Raw genomic sequence first — 22,869 nt, 5'->3', positions numbered from 1 at the left:
TTTCCCCTCTCGGCGGGGTCCAGCCAGGCCGTCCATGCCACATGGAAGACGCGGGCGCCGGGTGTCCTATCCCTAGAGGTTAACGCCGCGAGTCCCATCTCGGGGAATCGGGTGCGGTTGGAATGGTCACAGAAACGATTCAGTAGCGCTGCCAGGGGCCTTTCCCGGGTCTGGAGTGCGGATTTCGGAGGCGTTCAGCCGTTACCGAGAGTGCCACCATCGGTCTGCTGCCAGTGCACGACGCCGTCGCCGTCGCGATGATCCACGACGAGTAGGCACCGTCCTCGTGGATCATCCTCAGATGGTCTGCTTCGCCGTCCGAGTCGAGGTCAGAGGCGACGACGACCGCGTCTCCGGCGTCGACGGTCTGGGTGTCCAGGACGCCGTCGCCGTCGATGTCGTGGGTCGGATCGGTGAGGGTGACCGCCCCGGAATCGTGGCCGAAAGTGTTCGGATCGAGGTCCGGCACGTCCGGGACCAGAAAACTCTCAGTGGTCGCCACCGCGGTCTCCCTTCACATTTCGAACCAGTTTCACGCACAAATCAAGACACATCAAGATAATTCAACACGATCCCACAGGAAACCGGGCGAACATCGGTCGGATACCTATGTATTCAGACGTTCGACGCGCCGATTCGGTTCCCCCGACCGCCGGCGGACCTCCTGCAGCCCGCGGTCGACCGCCACGAGGTCGCGTTCACAGGAGGACAGCTGCGCGTTCCGCCGCGCGACGAGCCGCCGGAGTTCGGCGTCGATCTGCGCGACCCGCTCGTCCACCTTCCCGGCACACACCCGGCTCTCGGCGATGATCGCCTCACTCACCCGAGTCTCTGCCGCGAGCACTCGGCCGAGGGCGAACTGCTCCCACTGGGACCGGACGTGGACCAACGCCTCGCCGGCCCACTGCAGGACGTGGGCACGCTCGGCGACGTGCCCGCGCGCCCGAGTCAGCCACCACGCCGCGACGGCTCCCAGCGCGAGGGTGAGCGGGATGGTCGCGATGTCGAGGGCGGGCACCATCGACAGCGGCGAGACCACCAGCCTGCCCAGGCCGAGACCCGCGGACGCACCGATCAGGATCGTCATCCGGTCTTCGAGCCCGCGGTGTCCGGGTTCGGGCCCGTCCGGCGCAACCGGCAGCGGACCTACGGTCTCGGGCGCGGACGCGGTGATGCCGACCCGCGACCGCATGTCGTCGAGGCGCGCGGTCACCGCGGCATCGACCGCACCGCCCCTTTCGCTCACCACGTCGACGACTGCCCGGCGCAGGCGAGGCGTCGGTAACCGCGCGAGTTGCGCACGCCACCAATCCGCGCACCGGACGGCGTCCGCGGCGTTGCGCTGCCCCCGGCGCCTCCGCGATCAGCTCTGAGATGGAGTCGGGCGACGGCTGCGAGCGCGACGGCGTGGTCGGCGACATATCTGTCCAGCACGTCTCGGACGCCGGTCCGCGCCTGGTGGTGGTGCCCATGACGCAGTCACCGTTCAGGAAACGTGTAAAAACGTGTCCTGAGTCGACGCCTCACGGTGTCGACGTTGGCCTGCACCATGCGGTGCGGGTCTTCCCGTGGCAATACCCGTTGCCCGCATGGTGCGGGACTGACATGGGTTTCCAGCGGGCTCGTTTTCCGTCGCCCCGCAACTCGGGGAGGACGCCTCAACCAGGGCCGCGAGGTTGCGGGCCGCGTTGAGGTCACGATCAATGCTCATCCCGCAGGATTCGCAGACAAAAATGCGTTCGGACAGGCGCAGCTTGGCTTTCACCACACCACATCCCGAACACGTCTTGGAACTGGGATACCACCGGTCCGCCACGTGCACCCGCTGCCCGGACCAGCCGGCCTTGTACTCGACCTGACGACGGAACTCACCCATCCCGACACCGGCGATGTGCCGGGCCAATCTTCGGTTGTGGACCATCCCGGCCACGTTCAGGTCCTCGACCACCACCACGGTGTGCGAGCGGACCAACCGGGTCGAGAGCTTGTGCAACCCGTCGCGGCGGGCGTTCGCCACATAGCTGTGCAGACGCGCGATCCGCGCCTGAGTCTGTCGCCACCGCTTCGACGGCTGCTGCCCCGTACCACGATCAGGGCCTTGCCGTCGCGCCGCCTGACGCCCGAGCCGTCGCAACTCTTTCAGGGCGTGTTCGAGGTGTTTCGGGTTCCGCACCACCTCACCGGTGGACAGGACCGCAAGGGACTTGACCCCCAGGTCCACCCCCACCACCGATTCCGGCAGCGTCGGCGCTAGACCACATCGTTCGACCTCCACGGAGAAGGACACGAACCAACGACCGGACCCGAACGACACCGTCGCCGACCGGATCCGCGCCGTCCCGGCCGCGACGCGGCGGGCGAGCTTGCGTGTGGACTCGTGGGTCCGCACGATCCCGATCCGGGGGAGTTTCACGTGCCGACGATCGGTGTCGACAAGCCCGAATGCCCCGGTGGTGAACCGGCACGACAACCCCGCACGTTTGCCCTTGAACCTCGGGAAACGGACCCTCGGACCCTTCCGCTTCCCCGACCGGGAGGACGACCAGTTCGCCAGCGCCGTCGCCAGGTTCGCCAGCCCCGAGGAGTAGGCCTCCTTCGAGTTCTCCCCCCACCACGGCGCCGCCTCACCCTTGACCTGGTTCCAGTCCTTGCGGAGGCTGTAGGCAGACCACGACATCGACGGTGTGAGTTGCTCACCGGTCACGCCGTAGGAGCGTTCCGCCTCGCGTTGATCCAGGTTCGCCCTGACCCGCGCAAGACCCCAATTGAACGCGAACCGCTGACCACCACAATGCGACCGCAACGCCGTCTCCTGCGCGCAGGTCGGGTCAAGCGCGAACCGGTACGCCTGCAGAAACGTACTCACCCACCACCCCCTAATCGAATACGTGTTCGATCCTACGGGGAGGGTACAACAAGTTCCGCGAGCCTCGTTGGAAGTGTGGACCGAGGCTCCGGCCGGTCGCGGACAGGGCGGTGGCGAGGTGCCCGGCGAAATTGGTTCAACCAGTCCCCATGCCCGACCACGATGGACCTAGACCGCGAATCAGCCGACAGTGTCCGCATGGAACCACTTAACGCCAGTCCGGTGGAAACCCCCTGCACACCCACCCCTCCTTCAACTTTCACCGGAATATTCCTACACCGAAGACATTCTTCGACCTGCATGCGCGAACGGCCTGCAACTCCCTTCGTACCGCGACGATTCCGTCAGACTCGCACCGAATCGCTACCGGCAACCATGCAGGCTGGGCGCCGGATTATCGAAAAGTCTCAAGGTGAACTTCAGACCCGTATGCCAGAAACGCCCCTCATGCGTGACAATGGTCCGGTGAACCACGCTGATCAGGATGCACCCGCCGTCCCCGAGGAGGGGCAGATGAAGGACTCGAAGGGGTCCCGTCTCCACCCGAGGGTGACAAGTTTCCGCTCGCGGAGGGGCGCTCTGACCGCTGCGCAGCAGGAGTCATGGGACCGGCAATGGCCGAAGATCGGCGCGGAGGTCTCCGACGATCGCCTGGATGCGACGTCGTGGTTCGGCCGTGACGCCCCGCTGATCCTCGAGATCGGCTCGGGTACGGGCACCGCGACCGCGGCGATGGCGAAGGCCGAACCGCACGTGAACCTCATGGCCGTCGAGGTCTACCGGCCGGGGCTCGCGCAGTTGCTTCAGCAGATCGAGCGGGACGAGATCCCGAACATCCGGGTCTTGCGCGGCGACGCCATGGATGTCTTGGAAAACATGATCGAACCGGAATCGCTCACCGGAGTCCGTGTCTTCTTCCCGGACCCGTGGCCGAAGGCCCGGCATCACAAGCGGCGTCTGCTGCAGGGCCCCACCTTCGCCCTGATCGCGAGCCGACTGAAGGCCGGCGGTGTGTTGCATGTCGCAACAGACCATGCCGAGTACGCCGAGGCCATCGCCGAGGCGGGCAACGCGGAACCCTGCCTGACCTCCCTCGACTGGGAATCGCCGATGACGCACGAGCGTCCGGTGACGAAGTTCGAGGACAAGGCCCACCAGGTCGGCAGTGCGATCACCGAGTTGATTTGGGGGAAGATCAGGTCATGAGCGTCAGCGAGCAGTACTCCGACATAGCCGGCACGGCACCGGCAGGCACCGCGGTGTCGTCAGGATCACCCGTAGTGGGTGCACGTGACGGACGCCACCAGAAGCGGGTCCTTCTCGTCTGGGACGCACCCAACCTCGACATGGGCCTCGGCGCCATCCTCGGCGGCCGGCCCACGGCGGCCTACCGGCCACGATTCGACGCACTCGGCCGCTGGCTGCTCTCCCGGACTGCGGAACTGTCCGCGTCCGGCACCGACACACTCGAACCCGAGGCGACGGTCTTCACCAACATCGCGGCTGGCAGCGCCGATGTCGTGAGACCGTGGGTCGAAGCCTTGCGTAATGTGGGCTTCGCGGTGTTCGCCAAGCCGAAGATCGATGAGGACAGCGACGTCGATTCCGACATGCTGGACCACATCGCGCTTCGTCATGGCGAGGGGCTGGCCGGTGTCATGGTCGCCTCCGCCGACGGTCAAGCGTTCCGCGAGCCGTTGGAGGACATCGCCGCGACCGGCATTCCGGTCCAGATACTCGGGTTCCGCGAGCACGCCAGCTGGGCGGTTGCGTCCGACCTTCTGGACTTCGTCGATCTCGAGGACATCCCCGGCGTGTTCCGGGAGCCGCTCCCTCGGGTCAGCCTCGACACACTGCCCGACGAGGGTGCCTGGTTGCAGCCGTTCCGACCGCTTTCCGCCCTGCTCGTCGGGCGGAAGAGTGCTGCCGAGTAGGAGTTGATCAGTGTTCGCGAGCTGGGGAAGCGTCGTCTACCGGGCCCGATTCACCGTCATCGGCATCATGGTTGCCTTGTTGCTGGGTTCGGCCGCGTACGGCCTGGGCCTCGAGAAGCATCTCAGCCAGAGCGGCTGGGACGATCCGGGCTCGGAGTCGGTCGCCGCGGCCAAGCTGGCTGACGGCACCTTCGGTCGCGACACCAACAGCGACGTCGTGGCGCTCTACACGGCGCCCGAGGGCAAGACGATCGAGGACCCGGAGTTCCAGGCGAAGGTCGCCGAGAACCTCGAGCGCGTGGCCGCTGAACACCCCGACAAGATCCTCAAGATCAACGGCGGTTACTTCAAGGTCGGCAGCGCGCCGCAGCTGGCGTCCGCCGCGGACGCCGACAAGCAGCACGCGATCGAGAGCATCGCGATCGTCGGGAACAACGACACCGAGGTCACGGCCAATTTCCGCGACGTCAAGGACGAGTTCTACATCGACGGCGTCGACGTGCAACTCGCCGGACTCCAGCCCGTGTCGGGTGCGCTCAACGACACGATGGCCAAGGACATCAGACGAATGGAGATCCTGGCGATCCCGGCCGTCGGTATCCTGCTGTTCTTCGTGTTCGGTGGCGTCGTCGCGGCGGCGCTGCCGCTGATCATCGGCGGCCTGACCGTGGTCGGCGCCAACGGCGTCGTCCGGTTGATCACCAACTTCACCGAGGTCAACTCGTTCGTCGCGCCCGTGGTCTCCCTCGTGGGGCTCGGTCTGGCCATCGACTACGGATTGTTCATCGTCAGCCGGTTCCGAGAAGAGATGGCGGAGGGGTACGACACCCGCTCCGCCGTCCGCCGAACGGTGATGACCTCGGGCCGCACCGTGGTCTTCTCGGCGACGATGATCGTCGCCAGCCTCGGCGGTCTGCTGCTGTTCCCGCAGGGCTTCCTGAAGTCCGTCGCCTACGGCGCCATCGCGACGGTCGGCCTGGCGGCGCTGACGTCGATCACGATCCTGCCCGCGATCCTCGGCATCCTCGGCAAGCGCATCGACGCCCTCAGCCCCGACCGTTTCCGTCAGACCAAGAACACCGAGGAGATCGAGGCGAGCATCTGGGGCCGGCTCACCCGCTGGGTGATGCGTAACCCGCTCAAGGTCACCATCCCCATCGTCGTCGGTCTGCTCCTGCTGATCGTGCCGCTGACGGGCATCAAGTTCGGTGGCATCAACGAGACCTACCTTCCCCCGGACAGCTCGACCCGCGCCGCGCAGGAACAGTTCGACGAGATCTTCCCGAATCTGCGCACCGAACCGGTCAAGCTCGTCGTGTCCGACGCCGACAACAAGGCGCTCGGCCAGATCATCAAGGAAGCCAGTGGCGCGCCGGGTCTGATCGAGCGATTCACCCCGGAGGGCGCGGCCAAGGACGGTGTGGTCGTCCTCAAGGCAGGTCTCGTCGACCGCAACGAGTCCAAGCCGACCATCGACTATCTGCGCGCCATGGACAGTCCGGACGGCGTGCAGGTACTGGTGGGCGGCACCCCGGCGATCGAGCAGGACAGTATCGCCGCGCTGCTGGACCACCTGCCCACGATGGTGATCTCCGTCCTCGTCCTGACGACGCTGCTGATGTTCCTGACGTTCGGCTCGCTGGTGCTGCCGATCAAGGCGGCGTTGATGAGCGCGCTGGGCCTCGGGTCCACGCTCGGCATCCTGACGTGGATCTTCATCGACGGTCACGGTTCGGAGTGGTTGAACTTCACCCCCGGCCCGATCATGTCGCCGGTGCTGGTGCTGATCATCGCGATCGTCTACGGCCTGTCCACCGACTACGAAGTGTTCCTGCTCTCGCGCATGGTCGAGGCGCGGGCGCAGGGGGCCAGTACGACGGAGTCGATCCGCATCGGCACGGCGCACACGGGCCGCATCATCACCGCGGCCGCGCTCATCCTCATCGTCGTCACGGGCGCGTTCGGGTTCTCGGAACTCGTGATGATGAAGTACATCTCCTACGGCATGATCGCCGCGCTGATCATCGACGCGACCCTCATCCGTATGTTCCTCGTGCCCGCCACGATGAAGCTCCTCGGCGACGACTGCTGGTGGGCGCCGGCGTGGATGAAGCGGATCCAGGAGAAGACGGGTCTCGGTGAGCCCATCCTCGACAACGAGCTGATGCCCACCGACGTCCCGGAGCTCACCCCGATCGGTGCCGTCCCGCCGCAGCGCAAGCTCGCGGCGCCGCCCGCACCCCGGAAACCGGAACCGCTCACCGAGCCGATCCCGTTGGTCACCGCGCGGGCGCTGGCCGCGAAGATGTCCGAGGACGACGCGAAGGCGCGCCGGGCGCAGAACGAGGCCCGCCGTTCGGCGACCGGCCGCCCCGCTCGGGCACCGGAGGAGATCGAGGACACATCGACCGCGGAACCGCAGACCACTGTGCTGCCGCAACCTGCTCCGCCGCGTTCGGCCCCGACGCAGTCGCGGCCCGCACCGCAGTCGCGGCCCGCACCGCAGTCGCGGCCCGCACCGCAGTCGCGTCCTGCTCCGCGGCCCCGTCCCGCGGCCCCCGCCCCGGGTCCGGCCACCGAGTCGCGTCCGATCGAGAGTTGGCTCGCGGACCTCCGGTCCACGTCGGCCGCCGAACCGCGGCCGATCTCCTCGCCCGCCGAACCGCGACCCAGTGCGTCGGCGCCGTCACTGCCGACCCGCTCGCCGCGGTCGGTGCCCGCGCCGTACGAGCAGGAGACCCCCCAGTCGTCTCCTGCCCGCCCGGTGCCGCCGATTCCGTCGAGGCGTCGTGCCGCCGAGCCTTCGGAACCCGTGAACGGCGGCAGGCGCAGCAACGGCTCGCCCGCGAACGGCACCCCGCCCAACGGCACCCCGACCAACGGCTCGCGCCGCCGCAGCGTCGAGGAACCGCCCGTCGATCCGGACGATGCCTCGAGTGGCAGGCACCGCGCGGACGACGGCAACGCCGTCAGCGTCAGCGAGCTCATCGCTCGGCAGAACCGGCGCTGACGGAGCCGTTCGGCGTTCCCCGTCCGGCCTCCCGCTCCGCGAATTCACGCGCGTAGCGGGTGCCGGCGAGGAGCAACAGCAGGCCGACGACGAGGAACGCGAGGACGCGGAACAGTCCGTCGAGGGTGGCCAGGTCGAACAGGAACAGTTTCGCCAGCGCCGCCGCGGTCAGTCCGAGCCCGACGCCGAGCGCGGTGTGCGCGTAGTCGCGTCGAGCCAGTCCGAACACCAGTGCCGCCGTCGCCGCCGCCATCCACGCGATGGTCGCGGCGCAGTGTCCGGCGATGAATCCTGCGGACGTCCCGGTGAGCGCCGTGCCCGCGGACACCGTCGCGGTGGTGACGGCGTACAGGATCACCAGCCCGGCGAGCACCCACCACGGCTGGGCGGTGTTGTCGCTCAGCAGTTTCAGCGTGTGCGCGTACCAGACGAACAGGAAGACGGTTCCCGCCAGCACCAGCGAGGACAGCACCGTGGTCACCCCGAGCGAGTCGAGCGCACTGTGCTCGTCGACGAGGACGAACGGCGGCGCGGTGATCACGAAGGCGAACCCGCCGACGACGGTGAAGACTGCACCGACGGCGTACGTGATCCGCGACTCCGCCTGCCCGCCGATGGTGAGGAACAGTGCCGCCACCCCGAGCAGGACGAGCGGCGCGAGGTCTTCGCTCGAACCGATGAGGCAGGCCTCGAGCAGGGCGAGGGTACCCATGCCCGCAAGCGCGATCCGTGCGTGTCCCGGCAACGACCGCGCCGCCGCGAACGCGGCGAACATCGCGGCGGCCAATGCCAGCGCGATCAGCGTGGACCCGAGCCGGTCGAAGAGGTGGCCGATCACCAGCATCGGGACGGCCGTCGTGACGATCATCGCGGTTGCGGTGACGTCACGAGAGTTGCTGCGCAACAGGATGATCGACGAGACCAGCCCGAACAGGGCGACCAGTGCGGCGGATGCGAGCAGCCAGAACCTCTCCGGCCGGTCGGACAGTCCGGAACTCGCGATCGCGATCAGCAGCGCGATCACCACCGGGCACGTTCGCGCGATCGCCAGGTACAGCCAGTCGCGACCGAGTTGCGCGGGGAAGCTGGCGACCTGGATGACGAACAGGAACCCGATGAGGGTGAGCGTGATGCCGTCGGTGAGGACGGGGGCGAGCACGGCGGCGCCGGTCACCACGAGCAGAGCGAGGGGTTGCGAACCCCACCTGACGGCCAGTGCGACACCGGCTCCCGCGATCCCGAGTGCCACGACCATCGCGAGCACCGGCAGCAACCAGTGATAGACGACTGCCACGGCCACGACGTCGAGGTAGGCGCCGGCGATACCCGTCGCCGCGAGCGCGATCCCGCCCACCCGGCCGCCGGGCCGGCCGAAGACGCGGGCACCGGTGTAGACGAGGCCGGCCGAGAACAACCCGCCCGCCACGACGCGCAGTTCCGGACCGAAGAAGCCGGCCTGCGCCGCCAGCACGAGCAGCATCACGACACCGATCAGGGTGACGGCGACTCCCGCGACGGCCAGCACGCGGCTGATCACCCCGTCGCGCTGCCACCAGGGTTCGCGAGCCACCCGGGGCGGTGGCGCCGGAGCGGGACGGTATGGGACGGCCGGCGGGGGCGGCTGGGCGACCGGGTGCGCCTGCGGCACCGGGGGTCGGTACATCGGCTGCGGCGCGGGTTGGGGTGGGGGTTGCAGTTGGGGCCGCGGGACGCTCGCGAGCTGCGCCTGCAGGACGGCGAGGTTCTCACCCACGTGACGCATCTGCTGCCCGAGCGCCGAGAAGTCACCGGAGAGCTGCGCGACCAACCGGGGGTCGATCGAAGGAGTACCAGGTGTGGACATGGATCAATCGTCCTGCGGCGACGGCACCCACACATGAGTAGGCCTACTCGAGAGGCCTGCGTCGTGCTACCCGAACATTCGGCGAATCGAGGTGCCGAAAGGGTGTTTGGCGGTCACGTTCCCGAACCTCACCTTGCCTCGCACGACGACGTGCAGCGGGCCGATGGGCGGGCCGGTCCGCACCTTGTTGGTCGCGGAACCGCCGACCGTTTCGACGCCGTTGAGGTCGACCGTCGCCTCTTCCGGCACGATCAGCGAGATCGTGCTCGCGTAGTCGTCGATCGTCACGTGCACCACCTGCGTGGTCATGACGGCCCGCGTGAAATCGAGCGTCACCGTCGACAGCCGGGTGTTCACCTCGAGGGCGGGAGGAACGTTCCACGAGCCGGTGCGGCTGACCGACGACATCCGGCCCCGGATGACGTCGCCCGGCGGCGGCGCGGGCGACCGGTGCGGGACCGGCGGAACCGGCGGCGCCGGGCGAGACACGTACGGCTGGTCGGGGTACGGCGGCGGCGTGAACTCGGAGATCAGCTGGATTCCCGGCAGATCCACCAGCACGACGTTCAGCTCCGCCCGCGTCTTCGCGGCGAGTGCCGTGTCCATCCGTTCGGTGAACTCACCGAGCGAGAGCATCCCCTGGCCCACCGCCCGCTGCAACAATTCGCCGACGTGTTCGCGCTCCGCATCCGATACGCGTAGGTCCCGTGCCTCCATACCGACCAGGCTAGTGTCCGTGCGCCTTCGGCGCCCGTGAGTACTTATTAAATTAACCGCCCGCGGTTAATAAGTACTCACGGCTACTCGAGGCCCTGCTCGATGGCGTACCTGGTCAGCTCGACGCGGTTGGCCAGCTGCAGCTTACGGAGGGTGGCCTGGACGTGGTTCTCGACGGTGCGGTGACTCAGCGACAGTTTGGTGGCGATCTGCTTGGCGCTGAGCCCTTTCGCGACGAACCGCAGGACCTCGGTCTCCCGTTCCGTGAGCTTGGGGACGGCGGGACCCTCCTCGTCGGCGGGCGCACTCGACATCCGGCGGTACTCCCCCAGCACGAGACCGGCGAGTCCCGGTGTGAACACTGCCTGCCCCGCCGCGGTGGCCCGCACCGCGTCCAGCAGCTCCGCCACGGATGCGCTCTTCACGAGGTACCCGGACGCACCGGCCTTGACGGCGTCGAGGACGTCGTCACGCTCGGACGACGCGGACAGCACCAGCACCCGGCTGTCCGGCGACACCTCGAGGACGGCGGCGGTGGCCGCGGCACCGTTTCCGTCGGGCAGTTGCATGTCCATGAGCACGACGCCGGGACGGGTCGCCGCGGCCCGACGTCCCGCGGCGGCGACGCCGTCGGCCGTGGCGACCACGGTGAACCCGGCGCCTTCGAGGTCGCGGGCCACCGCGTCCCGCCACATCGGGTGGTCGTCGACGACCATCACGGTGATCTGTTCGCCGGTCTCCGTGTCATCCATGCGTTTCGTCTCCCTTCGGCATGCGGATCTCCCATTCGGTGCCCTGACCGGGTTCGGTGTCGAGTTCGGCGGTACCGCCGAGCGCGCCGACGCGGCCCAGAATGGATTTCGATACTCCCATGCGACCTTCGGCCTCCGCTTCAGCCAACCGTCCCGGGGCGATTCCGCTGCCGTCGTCGCGGACGCTGACGATTACCTCGTCGCCCAGATCCTCCAGCAGCACGTACGCTCGGGCGCCGGTCCCCGCGTGCTGTGCGACGTTGGACAGTGCCGTGTCGACGATCGCGACGAGTTCCGTCGCCCGGCCGCGCTCGATCGTCACCGGATCCGCGGGGGTCGACACGGACACGGTGGTGCTCGCCCGCGTGCCCAGCAGCAGTCGCAGATCAATCGCGCTTCCACCCAGATCCGACGCCACGCCTGCGCCCTGCTCGGAGATGAGCATGCGCAGGGCCACCTCCTGCTCGCCGGCGAGATCCGCGAGTTCGGCTGCGGGTCCCCCGATCTCGTTGCCGCGGCGGCGGACGAGCGCGAGCACCTGCAGGACGCCGTCGTGCACCTCACGGGCGAGTCGTTCCCGTTCCTCGGTGGCGGCGGCCAAGCGCACCGCCTGCTCCAGTTGGGCCTGCGCACGCCTCGCGGTGGTGGTGGCGAGCCCGAGCGCCAGCCCCACCGACACCAGCACCGGCGCCGTCGCGTCCCGCCACAGGTCGAGGTTGACCTGGTCGCGCACCACCGCGCTCACCGTCGCCATCAGCACACCGGATGCCATCCCGAGCCACGGCCCGCCGAAGACGGCGGCGGAGATCACCGCGTTGGTGACCCACAGCGTCGTCGGCAGCGTCTGATGATTGTTGTACCAATCATGATCGGAGACAAGGCGGGTCGACGCCATCAGCGCGATGACGATCAGCTGGTCGGCGATCACCACTTGGTAGCGCGGGACCTTCCCGTGGGACAGCAGGACCGCTGAGAGTCCCGACCACACCGCCATCAGGGCGACGAGGAACCAGCTCAGCCGCTGATGGGTGTAGTACTGCACCGACACGATCTGGTAGCTGATCGCATACACCAGCGTGACGAGGCGGAACGCCTGCGCCGCCCGCCACAGCGGTGCGTCCGGCTGGGTGTCGAGCTCGGTCGTGGCCCGCGGGCGGTAGTGCAGTCGGGTGCGGTGCTCATTCCGGTCGGTCATGGGTCTGCGCAGTGTCGTCGAAGTGCGGGTCGCTGGGGTGCGGCGGGTGCGGGCCGTCGGCCTCGGCCGGATAGAGAGGGACTGCCGGGTCGTCCACCTCGAGTGCGTCGTAGGTGGCGTCGGGATCCGCGGACATGAGCGAGCGCACCGCCGTGTTCAGCAGCGCGACGATCGGCACCGCCAGGAGGCCGCCGACGATCCCCGCGAGCACGATGCCGGTGGTGATGGCCAGCACCACTGCGAGCGGATGCAACCGGACCGCGCGGCCGAGCAGCAGGGGTTGCAGCACGTGGGCCTCGAGTTGCATCACCCCGATGATGATGCCGAGCACGATCAGCGCGGTGAGAAATCCCTTGGTGACGAGGGCAACCAGCACAGCGAGGAACCCGGTGAGGAACGCACCGACGATCGGGATGAACGCACCGATGAACACGAGCGACGCCAGCGGCAGGGCGAGCGGAACCCCCAGAATCGCCAGTCCCGCGCCGATTCCGATGGCGTCCGCGGCGGCCACCGCCACCGTGGCCCGGACGTACCCGATCAGCGAGCCGAACCCCTGACTCCCCGCCAGCCGGACCCGCCGCCGTGACGCGGTGGGGACGAGGCGGGTGACGAACTCCCAGATCTGAGATCCGCCGTAGAGGAAGAAGATGAGGGTGAACAGCGTCAGCAGGGCGCCGGTGAAGATCTCGCCGACGACGGTGGCGGTGGTCAGTGCCCCACTCGTCAGCTGCTGGCGGTTGTCCTGGATGGACTTCACCACCGAGTCGCCGGCCTGCCGGATCTGATCCTCGCTGAAGTGCAACGGGCCGTCCGTGAGCCACCCCTGAATCTGTGTGACGCTCGCCTCGAACTGTTCTGTCAGGCCGGGAAGACCTTCGATGAACTGCTCGACGACGAACGTCATGATCCCGGCGACGATGCCGATCGAACCGATGAGGACGACCAGGACGGCAGCCGACCGCGGCACGCCCTTGCCCTGCAACCAGTCGACGAGCGGCACCAGCAGCGCCGACGAGAGCAGCGCCAGACCCACCGGAATGAGGACCGTGTCGAGCCTGGTCACGATGTAGCCGAGGGTCAGCAGGCCCGCGAAGATGACGAGGAGCCGCCACGTCCATTCGGCCGCCACCCGCACCACCGGGTGCACGGACGCCGAGGGGTGACCCCCGCCCTGTGTTACCGCGGCAGTGTCCGAGCGTTGCTCGTTCGCGTTCACGTGCGGAGCGTATCGAGGTTCGGACAGTGCCGGGCGATTCGCGTGGGAGACACGCGCGCACGGCACGCATATGCGCCCTTTAGGGGACGTGTCCTACGCCACCCGGTACACCCCCCGCTAAATTGAACGGCGTGCGGAAATCCTATAGAGCGATCGCGGCGACGGTCCGCAGCAGATGGCCGCTCTATATGGTGTCGATGCTCCTCGCCAATTTCATCGGCGCCATCCTCGTTTTCGCGTTCGTGCGTTACGGCGTGCCGATCCCCGAATCGCAGGAAATCATCGCCGACCGGGTCCGCAACGTCGCGATCTTCGGTGGCTATCTCGCGTTCGCCGCCGTGGTGAGTCTCACGGCGGCGGCGATGATGCTGAGGTCGGTCGTCCGCTGGCAGTTGCGTGGGGGTCCGCCGACGCGCAGCGAGCAGATGTCGGCGCTGCACGCACCGCTCCGACAGGCGATCGTGCACCTGGTGCTGTGGATCCTCGGCGGAATCATCTTCGTGCTGCTCACCATCACCGAGATGCCGGAACTCGCCGTCGCGGTGATCGTCACCGTCTGCATGGCCGCGACCACCACGTTCGGTTTCACGTACATGCTCGGCGAACGCATCCTGCGTCCCGTGGCCGCCCGCGCGCTCAGCGAGGGAGAGTTCGACCGGACCATGGCACCCGGCGTCGGCACCCGGATGGCCATGACGTGGGGGCTCGGAACGCTGATGCCCGTCATCGGCATCATCCTGCTGTGCGTGACGCAGATCACCACCGACCTGGTGTTCTCCCCGAACGCGCTCGCGTGGGCGATCATGCTGCTGTCGATCATCGCGATCGCGCAGGCGTTCGCGCTGTCGATGCTGACGGCCAGCCAGATCTCCGACCCGATCAAACAGCTGCGGCGGGCCATCGAACGCGTCCAGCGCGGTGCCACCGACGTCCGCGTCGAGGTGTTCGACGGCAGCGAGATCGGGCGACTGCAGGTCGGGTTCAACCGCATGATGCGCGAATCGGACGAACGGCGGCTGCTGCGCGAACTGTTCGGTCAGCACGTCGGTGAGGACGTCGCGCGGCGGGCACTGCAGTTCGGTACCGAACTCGGCGGGGAGACGAGGTTCGTCGCGGTGCTGTTCGTCGACATGGTCGGTTCCACCGGCGCCGCCGCGGAGCGTCCCCCGGGCGAGGTCGTGAACCTGCTCAACGAGTTCTTCCGCGTCGTCGTCGACGTGATCGACCGGCACCACGGCTTCGTCAACAAGTTCATGGGTGACGCGGCTCTCGCGATCTTCGGCGCCCCGCTCGACCGCCCCGACGCACCGACGGCGGCGCTGGCGGCGGCCCGGGAGCTGCGGTTCGCGTTGAACGAGATCACCGGCCTCGACGTCGGCATCGGCGTCTCCGCAGGCCTCGCCGTCGCCGGCAACATCGGCGCCGCCGAACGCTTCGAATACACGGTGATCGGCGACCCCGTCAACGAGGCGTCGCGGCTCACCGAACTCGCCAAGCTCCACCCCAGCCGTGTGCTGGCCTCGACGAGCGCCCTGTATTTCGCGGACGACGACGAGCAGGCGCACTGGGAACTCGGCGAGCAGGTCCAGTTGCGGGGGCGTCGCCGCAATACCCATCTGGCTTGGCCGGAGGACTATCCGGAGTAATCCGCTACCCGTTGGTTACGCTGGCCAGGTGGCCCAGCCTCGATCCGACCCGCCCACTGCCGAGCCTCCTCGGCAGCGAAGCCGATACTGGTGGATCAAATGGCTACTCGGCGCCGGCCTCCTGGCCCTGCTGACCGTCGAGGGCATCTACCTGTGGCCCACGCTCAGCGACTCGTGGAAAGCGCTCACCGAGATCCACTGGGGGTGGGTCGCCGCATGTATCGCAGCCCAGGCCGTCTCCCTGAGCGGGTACGGCGCGGTCCAGCAGCGGTTGCTGCAGGCGGGCGGTGTCGTCGTCAGCCAGCTGAAGTCGGTGTCGGTGATCTACGCGAGCACCGCGATGGCCGTGAGCCTGCCGGCCGGTCAGGTGTTCTCCACCGCCTTCACCTACAAGCAGACCCGCAAGTGGGGTGCCACCCCCATCGTCGCGTCCTGGCAGCTGGCGATCTCCGGAGTGATCGCCGCGGGCAGCCTCGCGCTGCTCGGCGCCGCAGGCGCGTTCGCGGTGGGCACCAAGGTGAGTCCGGTCACGCTGGCGCTGTCTCTGGTGGCCGCGTTCGGCCTGTTCTACGGACTGCGATACATCTCACGTAACCCCGACTCGATCGAGTCGATCGGACACTGGGTCCTGACCCGGTACAACAAGTTCCGCAAGAATCCCCCCGAGACCGGCGTCGAACGGTGGAAGGAGATCCTGAGCCAGCTCGATTCGGTCGAGCTGAGCCGCAAGGATTCCGTCATCACGTTCGGGTGGTCGGCGGTGCACCGGCTCGCCGACGTCGCGTGCCTCGGTTTCGCGTGCTGGGCGGTGGGCGCGGAACCGTCGTTCGCGGGTCTGCTCATCGCGTTCGCCGCGGCCAAGGCCGTGGGCAGCATTCCGCTGGCACCAGGCGGGCTCGGGTTCGTCGACGGCACCCTGATCGCCACGCTGACGGCGGCGGGGGCCACCGCCTCGCAGGCCCTGGCGGCCGTGTTCGTCTACCGCGTCGTCAGCTACATCCTCGTCGCGCTCGTCGGCTGGGTGGTCTTCCTCATCCTGTTCCGGCACAACCAGCACGAAGACCTGGAGATGGATCTCGAGTTCGAGCGCCGGGAGCAGTCTTCCCCGACCACCAAGCGCACGCAGCACACCGGGGACCCCGAGCCCGACTCCCAGCCGTGAGTACTTGTTAACCGCCGGACGTTGACAAGTACTCACAGGCGGCGAAGCCGCGCGAGGTGCGCGGTACTGATCCGGGCGGCCTGCTCGGCGTCGCCGTCGGCGATCGCCTCCACCAGCAGTCGATGGACCTCCGCGTCGGGCTCACTGTGCGCGGTCAGGTCCAGCACGTCCATCAGGTCGAGCATCGCTTCGCGCAGCCGCGGGACGAACGTCTCGAACAATTCGGTCAGCACCGGGTTGTGCGCCGCGACCACGACCGTGCGATGCAGCGCGATGTCTGCGTCGACGAACGCGGTAGCCCCGGTCCCGGACGCCGCGGACCGTGCGTCCAGGGCCTGGCGGAGCGCCGCGACATCGTCCTCGTCGCGCCGGGCCGCCGCCAGCCGGGCCGCCTCGATCTCGACGGTGTTACGCACCTCGACGACGTGCCGGATCTCCTCGGTCCGGAGCACCCGGTCCCAGTCCTGCCGTGGCGACGACCTGCGGAGGAAGACGCCGGCCCCTTGCCGCGACTCGAGCATGCCGAGGCCCGCGAGCATCCGGACTGCCTCGCGCACCGTCGACCGTCCGACGCCCAGTTCGGCGGCCAGGGTGGTCTCCCCGGGAAGCTTGGCGTCGACCTCCCATTCACCGCTCTCGATCCGAGAGCGCAGCAGGTCCGCCGCCTGGTCCGTCAGCAGGTGGCGTCGTATCGACGAGGTCACGCAGAACTCCTCAGGTTGTCTGATGAGTGGTTTTCTCCTAGTCTAGCGCCGTGGCGTTCCGTGGACTTCTCCTCCACTGCCGCGGCGGGGCCTGAAGGCCGGCACCCTGCCGCGGGGTTTCGCCGCGTCGGTCGTCTCGTGCACCCCATTCCGAGGAGAAGACCGTCATGACCAGCACCGTCCCCACCTGGAACACCCAGCAACCCTCGCCGATGCCCTCCGATCGCTACCGCGCGATCTGGGACCGCGTTCCCGTCCCCGACCTCGACCGCACCTGGCCGGCGCGACGCACCACCACCGCCCCGCTGTGGGTTCCCGTCGATCTGCGCGACGGCAACCAGGCCCTCGCCGAGCCGATGGATCCGGAGCGCAAACGCAGGTTCTTCGAACTGCTGATCTCGATCGGCTACAAGGAGATCGAGGTCGGATACCCGTCCGCGAGCCAGACCGATTTCGACTTCGTCCGCGACCTCGTGCGTCTGGACTTGGTGCCCGAGGACGTGACGATCGTCGTCTTCACCGCGGCCCGCGACGATCTGATCGCCAGGACGTACGAGGCGGTCGAGGGACTGCCGAACGTCGTGGTGCACATGTACACGGCGACGGCGCCGACGTGGCGCTCCGTCGTCCTCGGCAAGGACCGGAAAGCGCTGCACCGGTTGATCTTCGACGCTGCGCAGGAGGTGGCGCGCGGCGCCGGTGACCATCCGGGCCGGCGGTTCGAATTCTCACCCGAGGTGTTCAACCTGACCGAGCCGGACTTCGTGCTCGACGTGTGCAACAGCCTGACCCAGCTGTGGGACGCGAGCCCCGACCGTCCCGTGATCCACAATCTGCCTGCCACGGTGGAGGTCTCGACGCCCAACGTGTATGCCGACCAGATCGAGTACATGCACCGGCATCTGGAGCGGAGGGAGTCGGTCATCCTGTCGGTGCACCCGCACAACGACCGCGGCACCGGGGTCGCCTGCGCCGAACTGGCGGTGCTGGCGGGTGCGCAGCGGGTCGAGGGCTGCCTGTTCGGCAACGGTGAGCGGACCGGCAACGTCGATCTGGTGACGCTGGCCCTGAATCTGCACGCGCAGGGCGTCGACCCGATGATCGACCTCTCGGACATCGACACGGTGCGGCGAACCGTCGAGTACTGCAACCGGATTCCCGTTCACGAGCGGCATCCCTACGGCGGCGACCTCGTGTACACGGCGTTCTCCGGCACCCACCAGGATGCGATCAAGAAGGGATTCGCGGAGCATCGGGCGTCCGCAGCGGCAGCCGGGCTGGATGCGGGGAGCGCACCGTGGGCGGTGCCGTACCTGCCGATCGACCCGGCGGACGTGGGACGCGACTACCAGGCCGTCATCCGCATCAACAGCCAATCCGGCAAGGGCGGCATCGCGCACCTGCTGCAGACCGAATACGGTGTCACGCTGCCGCGGCGGCTCCAGATCGACTTCGCCGCGAAGGTGCAGGAGGCGGCGGACACGTCGGGGCTCGAGATCACGGCCGAGGAACTGTGGACACTGTTCTGCGCCGAGTACGGCTATCGGGGCGGCCTCGGCCGCTGGTCCGTCGAGCACGGCACGGACGGCGACCGGCTGTTCGTCGTGTTCGACGTCGACGGCGTGGAAGTGTCGGGCGAGGCGGTGGCCACCGGCCCTGTCGAGGCGATGACCCACGTCCTCGCGTCGAAGGGTGTGGACGTGGACGTCCTCTCCCTGACCCAGCACTCGCAGAGGTCGGGTAGCGACAGCGCGGCCATCACGTTGGCGGAGTGCCGCGTCGGCGATCGGACGGTGTGGGGCATGGGCTCACATCAGTCGGTGACGGCCTCCGCGATCCGGGCGGTATACCGAGCCGTGAGTGCTTGTTAACCCCCCGCGGTTGACAAGTACTCACGGGCGGCGAAGCCGCAAAGCCTCCGCAATCACGTCGGGGCGGTCCTCGGGCATCAACGTGTAGCTGTCCTCGATCTCCTGCAGTTCGGCGTGCGGGTACAGTTCGGCCAGGCGCCGGCCGTGGTCGCGGGGCATCACCTTGTCCTCGACGGCCCACAGCACGAGGACCGGCCGGTCGAAGCTCCGGTTCGCTTCCGCCCATTCCCGGAGCGTCGACTTCGGCGGCACCGACGTCGTGTACTTGCGCAGGTCTCGCCGGACCCGGCGGTCGGTGGTCGCGGGCCGGAACCACCCGTCCATCACCGACTTCGGTACGGGCCGCTTGCTCATCCAGCCCCACCCCGCGGGCGCCCGGCGCATCGCCCGGAATCGCAGCGCCTGCATGGTCAACGCCAGACCACCGGGGATCGCCACCGCGATACCTATTGCGCGACCCGGAATTCCGGGCGGATAGTTGTCGAACGCCTCACACGGGGTGAGGACGAGAGCCCCGACGCGGCCAGTGTCGCCGAGCGCGATCAGCACCTGCGCGCCGCCCCAGTCGTTCTGCACGAGGGTGACGTCGGCGAGATCGAGCCGTTCGAGGAACTCCCCGATGAGTAGTCCGAGACCGCGTAGCGACAGGTCGGCGTCCTCTCGCATCGGAATGCGGTGCGCACCGAGCGGGAGGTTCGGGACGATGCAGCGGAAGTCCGGGGCGAGTCGCTCCACCACGCGTCGCCATACGGTGCCGCCGATCGTCAGCCCGGAGATGAACACGAGGACGGGGCCGTCGCCCCCGGTGTCCCGATACTCGACGGTGCCCGCGGAGAGCTCGATCTGCTTCATGGCACTCACTCCATTTGATAGATCGTTCTACTGAGAATCACGTTACGATGAGGTACGCACCGAGCGCAACGTCCGGAGGGCAGGAAAGTGAACGACACGAAGGCCCGGATCCTCGGCACCAGCAGCGACCTCTTCCGTCGCAACGGCTACACCGGGACCGGACTCAAGCAGGTCGCCACGGAGGCGCACGCCCCGTTCGGGTCGATCTACCACTTCTTCCCGGGCGGAAAGCAGCAACTCGGCGAGGAGGTCATCCGCTCGTCGGGCGAGGAGTACGCCCGGCTCGTGTTCTCCATCCTCGACGCGCATCCCGACATCCTCGAGGGGATCGAGGTGGGGTTCCGGCTGGCGGGCGAGACCCTGGTGGCCACCGACTACGCGGACGCCTGCCCCATCGCCACGGTCGCACTCGAAGTCGCGAGCACCAACGAGGTGCTCCGCGTGGCCACGGCCGACGTGTTCACGCGCTGGATCGACTCGGGCAGCGCCCTGCTGCGCGCCCGCGGATTCGACGAGGCCGATGCGCGGCGTCTGATCCTCGGCTTCGTCACCAGCCTGGAGGGCGCGTTCGTCCTCGCCCGCGCGCTCCGCAGTACCGAACCACTCGACGCGGCCGGCGCCACCGTCCTCGCCGCCGCGCGGGCCTGCCTCCCACCACGTGAGTGAGAAAGCGCCCCCGGCCACACCGTGCCACTCACATGCGTCGTGTGACGGGCGTCACATTCGGGTTGCGGAAGAAATTCACCGGGTTCATAGTTGAAGCTACAAGCACTTGAAGATTCAACTAATTGAGTCGACGATCCGAGGAGTTTTCATGACCACCGCCACCGCCACCCTGCCCAACCTCACCGCCGGAACCTGGGCCATCGACACCGTCCACTCCACCGTCGGCTTCTCCGTCCGCCACCTCATGGTCAGCAAGGTCCGCGGCACCTTCAACGACTTCACCGGCGCGATCACCGTCGCCGAGGACGGCACCGCCGCCGTCACCGCCGAAATCCAGGTCGCGTCCATCGACACCAAGAACACCGACCGCGACGCCCACATCAAGTCCGCAGACTTCTTCGACGCCGAGCAGTACCCCACCGCCACCTTCACCTCCACCGCCGTCCGCGCCAAGGGCGACGACTACGTCGTCGAAGGCGAATTCACCCTCCACGGCGTCACCCGCCCCGTCGAGCTCGCCCTCGAGTTCAACGGCGTCAACCCCGGCATGGGCAACGGACCGGTCGCCGGCTTCGAAGCCACCACCGTCCTCAACCGCAAGGACTTCGGCATCACCATCGACATGCCCCTCGAAGGCGGCGGAGCCGTCGTCGGCGACAAGATCACCATCACCCTCGAGATCGAGGCCGGCCTGCAGGCCTGACCCCGACCCGCACCACGCGCCCCGTCATCCACCCGGAAGGCGGGGCGTGCTCGTGCCACGGGCGTATCGTGCGGCGAACAGCACTGCCCACCCGATCGCGCCGATCAGCGCGAAACTGATCAGCCGGTACAGCATCACGGCGGCAGTCGCCTCGTCCGTGCCCAGCCCACCGGCGACGAACGCCACGATCAGGGCACCGTCGACGACGCCGATCCCGCCGGGAATCAGAGGGATGCTCGACGCGGCCATGCCTGCGACGTAGGCCGTCATCGCGAGGCCGATCCCGACGTCGGCGACGCCCACCGCGCGGCACGCGGCGACCAGGCACAGCAGGTCGCCGATCCAGTTCAGTCCCGCGAACACACCCCCGAGCACCCAGTCCCGCGGGCGGGGCCGGACGAGGGACAGCTGCTCGACGAGGGCGCGGACGCGATCGACGCCCGACGCCGCGGGTTTCCGCAGAAACGCGTTGGCCCAGCCGAGCACCCGCTCCCCTGCACGCACGAGAAGTTCCGGACGACGCACCAGCTCCCGGATCGCGAACGCGAGGCCGAGAACTCCCACGATCTCGCCGCCGACGGTGAGCGGATCCGCATGCGCCCGGACGCCGACGGTCGCCCCGAGAAGTCCGAGGGCCCCGAGCGCGAGCGAGCTGATGATCCCCGACGCGAGCATCGTCCAGGCGACCAGCGGGGTGCTCGCACCCCACGTGCGCAACCTCCGAAAGGTGAACCCCGCGGACACCAGATGCCCGGCGGGGAGCGTGACGGACAGTGCGTTGGACGCGAAAGTCAGTGCGATCGAGCGATGGAGTGCCACCCGGAGACCGCCGGCCGCGAGCAATTGCCGCTGCAACCGCGCGAAAGTCGTCATCGACGCGATCTCGGCGATTACCGCCAGCACGAGCCACCGCCACCGCGGGTGCAGCAACGCGCCCGACGCTCGCGCGATGTACGGACTCAACACCAGAACCTCGACGAGCAGTACTCCGGCCGCGGCGATCGCCAATGCCGTCCTGGGTACCGAGCGCCCGCGCCACACGTCAGTGACGTTCACGGGACGCGACACCGGTCCGCGACCGGGGAAGGTCGAGGACCCCGGCCTCGATCTCCGCGAAAGCCGAATCCAGCAAGCCCAGGAACCGCTGCGCGTCGTCGCCGGGCTGCCACTGCAGATACGCCGTGCGCAGGACGGCGAACGCCGTGTTGACGAGCAGCACACTGCAGAGCGGGTCGACCCGGTCCGGTCGCACCCGGGCGTCGATCCACTCCTGGACGAACTGCTGGAATCGCTCGCCGGCGGCCTTCGTCGACTGCGCGAGGTGGGGCGCCGCATCCAGAATCCGCCGTTGCACCGTGAGGGTGGCGGCATTGTGGGCGATGTTCGCGCGGATGATCTCGCGGACCGACACCCACATCGATTCGCCTTCGGGACGCTCGTCCGCCAGCTTCTGCCACCGCTCACGGTCACCCGGTCCGGGGTCGAAGAGCAGCGCTTCCTTGGAGTCGAAATAGTTGAACAGCGTGCTCTTGGACACGCGCGCTGCGGCCGCGATCTCTTCGACGCTGACGTCGCCGTAGCCGCGGGTGTCCACCAGGTCGAGGGCGCACGCATGCAGCGTCCGCCACGTCTCGTGCTTCTTCGAGACGCGAAGGCCTGATCCGCTGTCCGTCGCCATGAATCGAACCTTAATCCCAACTTGGACCGAGTACAATTTTCTCCCTGGTCC

General features: G+C 68.1%; 20 protein-coding genes. 8 read left to right on the top strand and 12 right to left on the bottom strand.

The window, feature by feature from the left end:
- Nucleotides 1-139: 139 nt before the first annotated feature.
- From CJ177_RS28565 to tnpB, 3 genes are all read right to left on the bottom strand, one after another.
- Nucleotides 140-502 (bottom strand): DUF6802 family protein, encoded by a 363-nt coding sequence (locus tag CJ177_RS28565; protein WP_257014712.1) that lies wholly within the window; start codon nt 500-502, stop codon nt 140-142.
- A 105-nt stretch (nt 503-607) separates the two neighbouring features.
- Nucleotides 608-1,246, bottom strand: coding sequence for a hypothetical protein (locus CJ177_RS28560; RefSeq protein WP_257014711.1), 639 nt, complete (start codon nt 1,244-1,246; stop codon nt 608-610).
- Nucleotides 1,247-1,486: 240 nt separating this feature from the next.
- Nucleotides 1,487-2,866, bottom strand: coding sequence for an IS607 family element RNA-guided endonuclease TnpB (tnpB, locus tag CJ177_RS28555; RefSeq protein ID WP_061700657.1), 1,380 nt, complete (start codon nt 2,864-2,866; stop codon nt 1,487-1,489).
- A 429-nt stretch (nt 2,867-3,295) separates the two neighbouring features.
- On the opposite strand from tnpB, the gene trmB reads away from it, so the two are divergent.
- From trmB to CJ177_RS28540, 3 genes are read left to right on the top strand one after another with little or no spacing between them, the layout of a single operon-like run.
- Complete coding sequence (gene trmB, locus CJ177_RS28550; protein ID WP_174695092.1) at nt 3,296-4,072, top strand: tRNA (guanosine(46)-N7)-methyltransferase TrmB; 777 nt, start codon at nt 3,296-3,298, stop codon at nt 4,070-4,072.
- Nucleotides 4,069-4,800, top strand: coding sequence for an NYN domain-containing protein (locus CJ177_RS28545; RefSeq protein WP_061042469.1), 732 nt, complete (start codon nt 4,069-4,071; stop codon nt 4,798-4,800). The genes trmB and CJ177_RS28545 overlap by 4 nt, the downstream gene beginning before the upstream one ends.
- Before the next feature lie 10 nt (nt 4,801-4,810).
- Entirely contained in the window at nt 4,811-7,810 is a 3,000-nt protein-coding gene (locus CJ177_RS28540; RefSeq protein ID WP_095869164.1) for an MMPL family transporter, read from the top strand.
- Here the strand turns inward: CJ177_RS28540 and CJ177_RS28535 are convergent.
- The 5 genes from CJ177_RS28535 to CJ177_RS28515 all read right to left on the bottom strand — a co-directional run bounded on the left by CJ177_RS28535 (nt 7,785) and on the right by CJ177_RS28515 (nt 13,536).
- The gene (locus CJ177_RS28535; protein ID WP_061700656.1) at nt 7,785-9,653 is read right to left on the bottom strand and encodes a DUF2339 domain-containing protein; all 1,869 of its coding nucleotides are present in this window, start codon (nt 9,651-9,653) and stop codon (nt 7,785-7,787) included. The genes CJ177_RS28540 and CJ177_RS28535 overlap by 26 nt on opposite strands.
- A 66-nt stretch (nt 9,654-9,719) precedes the next feature.
- On the bottom strand, nt 9,720-10,370 hold the full coding sequence (locus tag CJ177_RS28530; protein WP_061042472.1) for a DUF1707 domain-containing protein: 651 nt from the start codon (nt 10,368-10,370) through the stop codon (nt 9,720-9,722).
- A gap of 83 nt (nt 10,371-10,453) precedes the next feature.
- A complete protein-coding gene (locus tag CJ177_RS28525) occupies nt 10,454-11,122 on the bottom strand; it encodes a response regulator transcription factor (protein WP_061042473.1) in 669 nt (222 codons plus the stop codon).
- Nucleotides 11,115-12,317, bottom strand: a complete 1,203-nt coding sequence (gene macS / locus CJ177_RS28520; RefSeq protein WP_095869163.1) for a MacS family sensor histidine kinase — start codon at nt 12,315-12,317, stop codon at nt 11,115-11,117. Before macS ends, CJ177_RS28525 begins: the two co-directional genes overlap by 8 nt.
- Nucleotides 12,301-13,536 (bottom strand): AI-2E family transporter, encoded by a 1,236-nt coding sequence (locus tag CJ177_RS28515; protein WP_061042475.1) that lies wholly within the window; start codon nt 13,534-13,536, stop codon nt 12,301-12,303. Before CJ177_RS28515 ends, macS begins: the two co-directional genes overlap by 17 nt.
- A 188-nt stretch (nt 13,537-13,724) precedes the next feature.
- Here CJ177_RS28515 and CJ177_RS28510 point away from each other — a divergent pair, with 188 nt between their 5' ends.
- Together CJ177_RS28510 and CJ177_RS28505 are read left to right on the top strand one after the other, a co-directional pair.
- Nucleotides 13,725-15,182, top strand: a complete 1,458-nt coding sequence (locus CJ177_RS28510) for an adenylate/guanylate cyclase domain-containing protein (RefSeq protein WP_005258596.1) — start codon at nt 13,725-13,727, stop codon at nt 15,180-15,182.
- Between the two features lie 28 nt (nt 15,183-15,210).
- Nucleotides 15,211-16,344, top strand: coding sequence for a YbhN family protein (locus CJ177_RS28505; RefSeq protein WP_005243767.1), 1,134 nt, complete (start codon nt 15,211-15,213; stop codon nt 16,342-16,344).
- Nucleotides 16,345-16,376: 32 nt separating this feature from the next.
- On the opposite strand, the gene CJ177_RS28500 is transcribed toward CJ177_RS28505, so the two are convergent.
- A complete protein-coding gene (locus CJ177_RS28500) occupies nt 16,377-17,048 on the bottom strand; it encodes a FadR/GntR family transcriptional regulator (protein WP_095869162.1) in 672 nt (223 codons plus the stop codon).
- A 167-nt stretch (nt 17,049-17,215) separates the two neighbouring features.
- Between CJ177_RS28500 and CJ177_RS28495 the strand changes: the two genes are divergently transcribed.
- The gene (locus CJ177_RS28495; RefSeq protein ID WP_095869161.1) at nt 17,216-18,919 is read left to right on the top strand and encodes a 2-isopropylmalate synthase; all 1,704 of its coding nucleotides are present in this window, start codon (nt 17,216-17,218) and stop codon (nt 18,917-18,919) included.
- Between the two features lie 21 nt (nt 18,920-18,940).
- Here the strand turns inward: CJ177_RS28495 and CJ177_RS28490 are convergent, their stop codons facing one another.
- Entirely contained in the window at nt 18,941-19,771 is an 831-nt protein-coding gene (locus tag CJ177_RS28490) for an alpha/beta fold hydrolase (protein ID WP_095869160.1), read from the bottom strand.
- Between the two features lie 87 nt (nt 19,772-19,858).
- Between CJ177_RS28490 and CJ177_RS28485 the strand changes: the two genes are divergently transcribed.
- Nucleotides 19,859-20,437, top strand: a complete 579-nt coding sequence (locus CJ177_RS28485; RefSeq protein ID WP_095869159.1) for a TetR/AcrR family transcriptional regulator — start codon at nt 19,859-19,861, stop codon at nt 20,435-20,437.
- Nucleotides 20,438-20,585: 148 nt separating this feature from the next.
- Nucleotides 20,586-21,140 (top strand): YceI family protein, encoded by a 555-nt coding sequence (locus tag CJ177_RS28480; RefSeq protein ID WP_009476977.1) that lies wholly within the window; start codon nt 20,586-20,588, stop codon nt 21,138-21,140.
- Between the two features lie 24 nt (nt 21,141-21,164).
- Here the strand turns inward: CJ177_RS28480 and CJ177_RS28475 are convergent, their stop codons facing one another.
- Nucleotides 21,165-22,196 (bottom strand): YbhN family protein, encoded by a 1,032-nt coding sequence (locus CJ177_RS28475; RefSeq protein WP_257014710.1) that lies wholly within the window; start codon nt 22,194-22,196, stop codon nt 21,165-21,167.
- A complete protein-coding gene (locus tag CJ177_RS28470; protein WP_095869157.1) occupies nt 22,183-22,818 on the bottom strand; it encodes a TetR/AcrR family transcriptional regulator in 636 nt (211 codons plus the stop codon). Before CJ177_RS28470 ends, CJ177_RS28475 begins: the two co-directional genes overlap by 14 nt.
- Nucleotides 22,819-22,869: the final 51 nt, after the last annotated feature.

This window comes from Rhodococcus sp. ACPA1 (assembly GCF_002300195.1).
GTDB lineage: Bacteria > Actinomycetota > Actinomycetes > Mycobacteriales > Mycobacteriaceae > Rhodococcus_F > Rhodococcus_F opacus.
The sequence above is the reverse complement of the archived record's forward strand: the minus strand, read 5'-3'. Positions and strand labels throughout refer to the sequence as shown.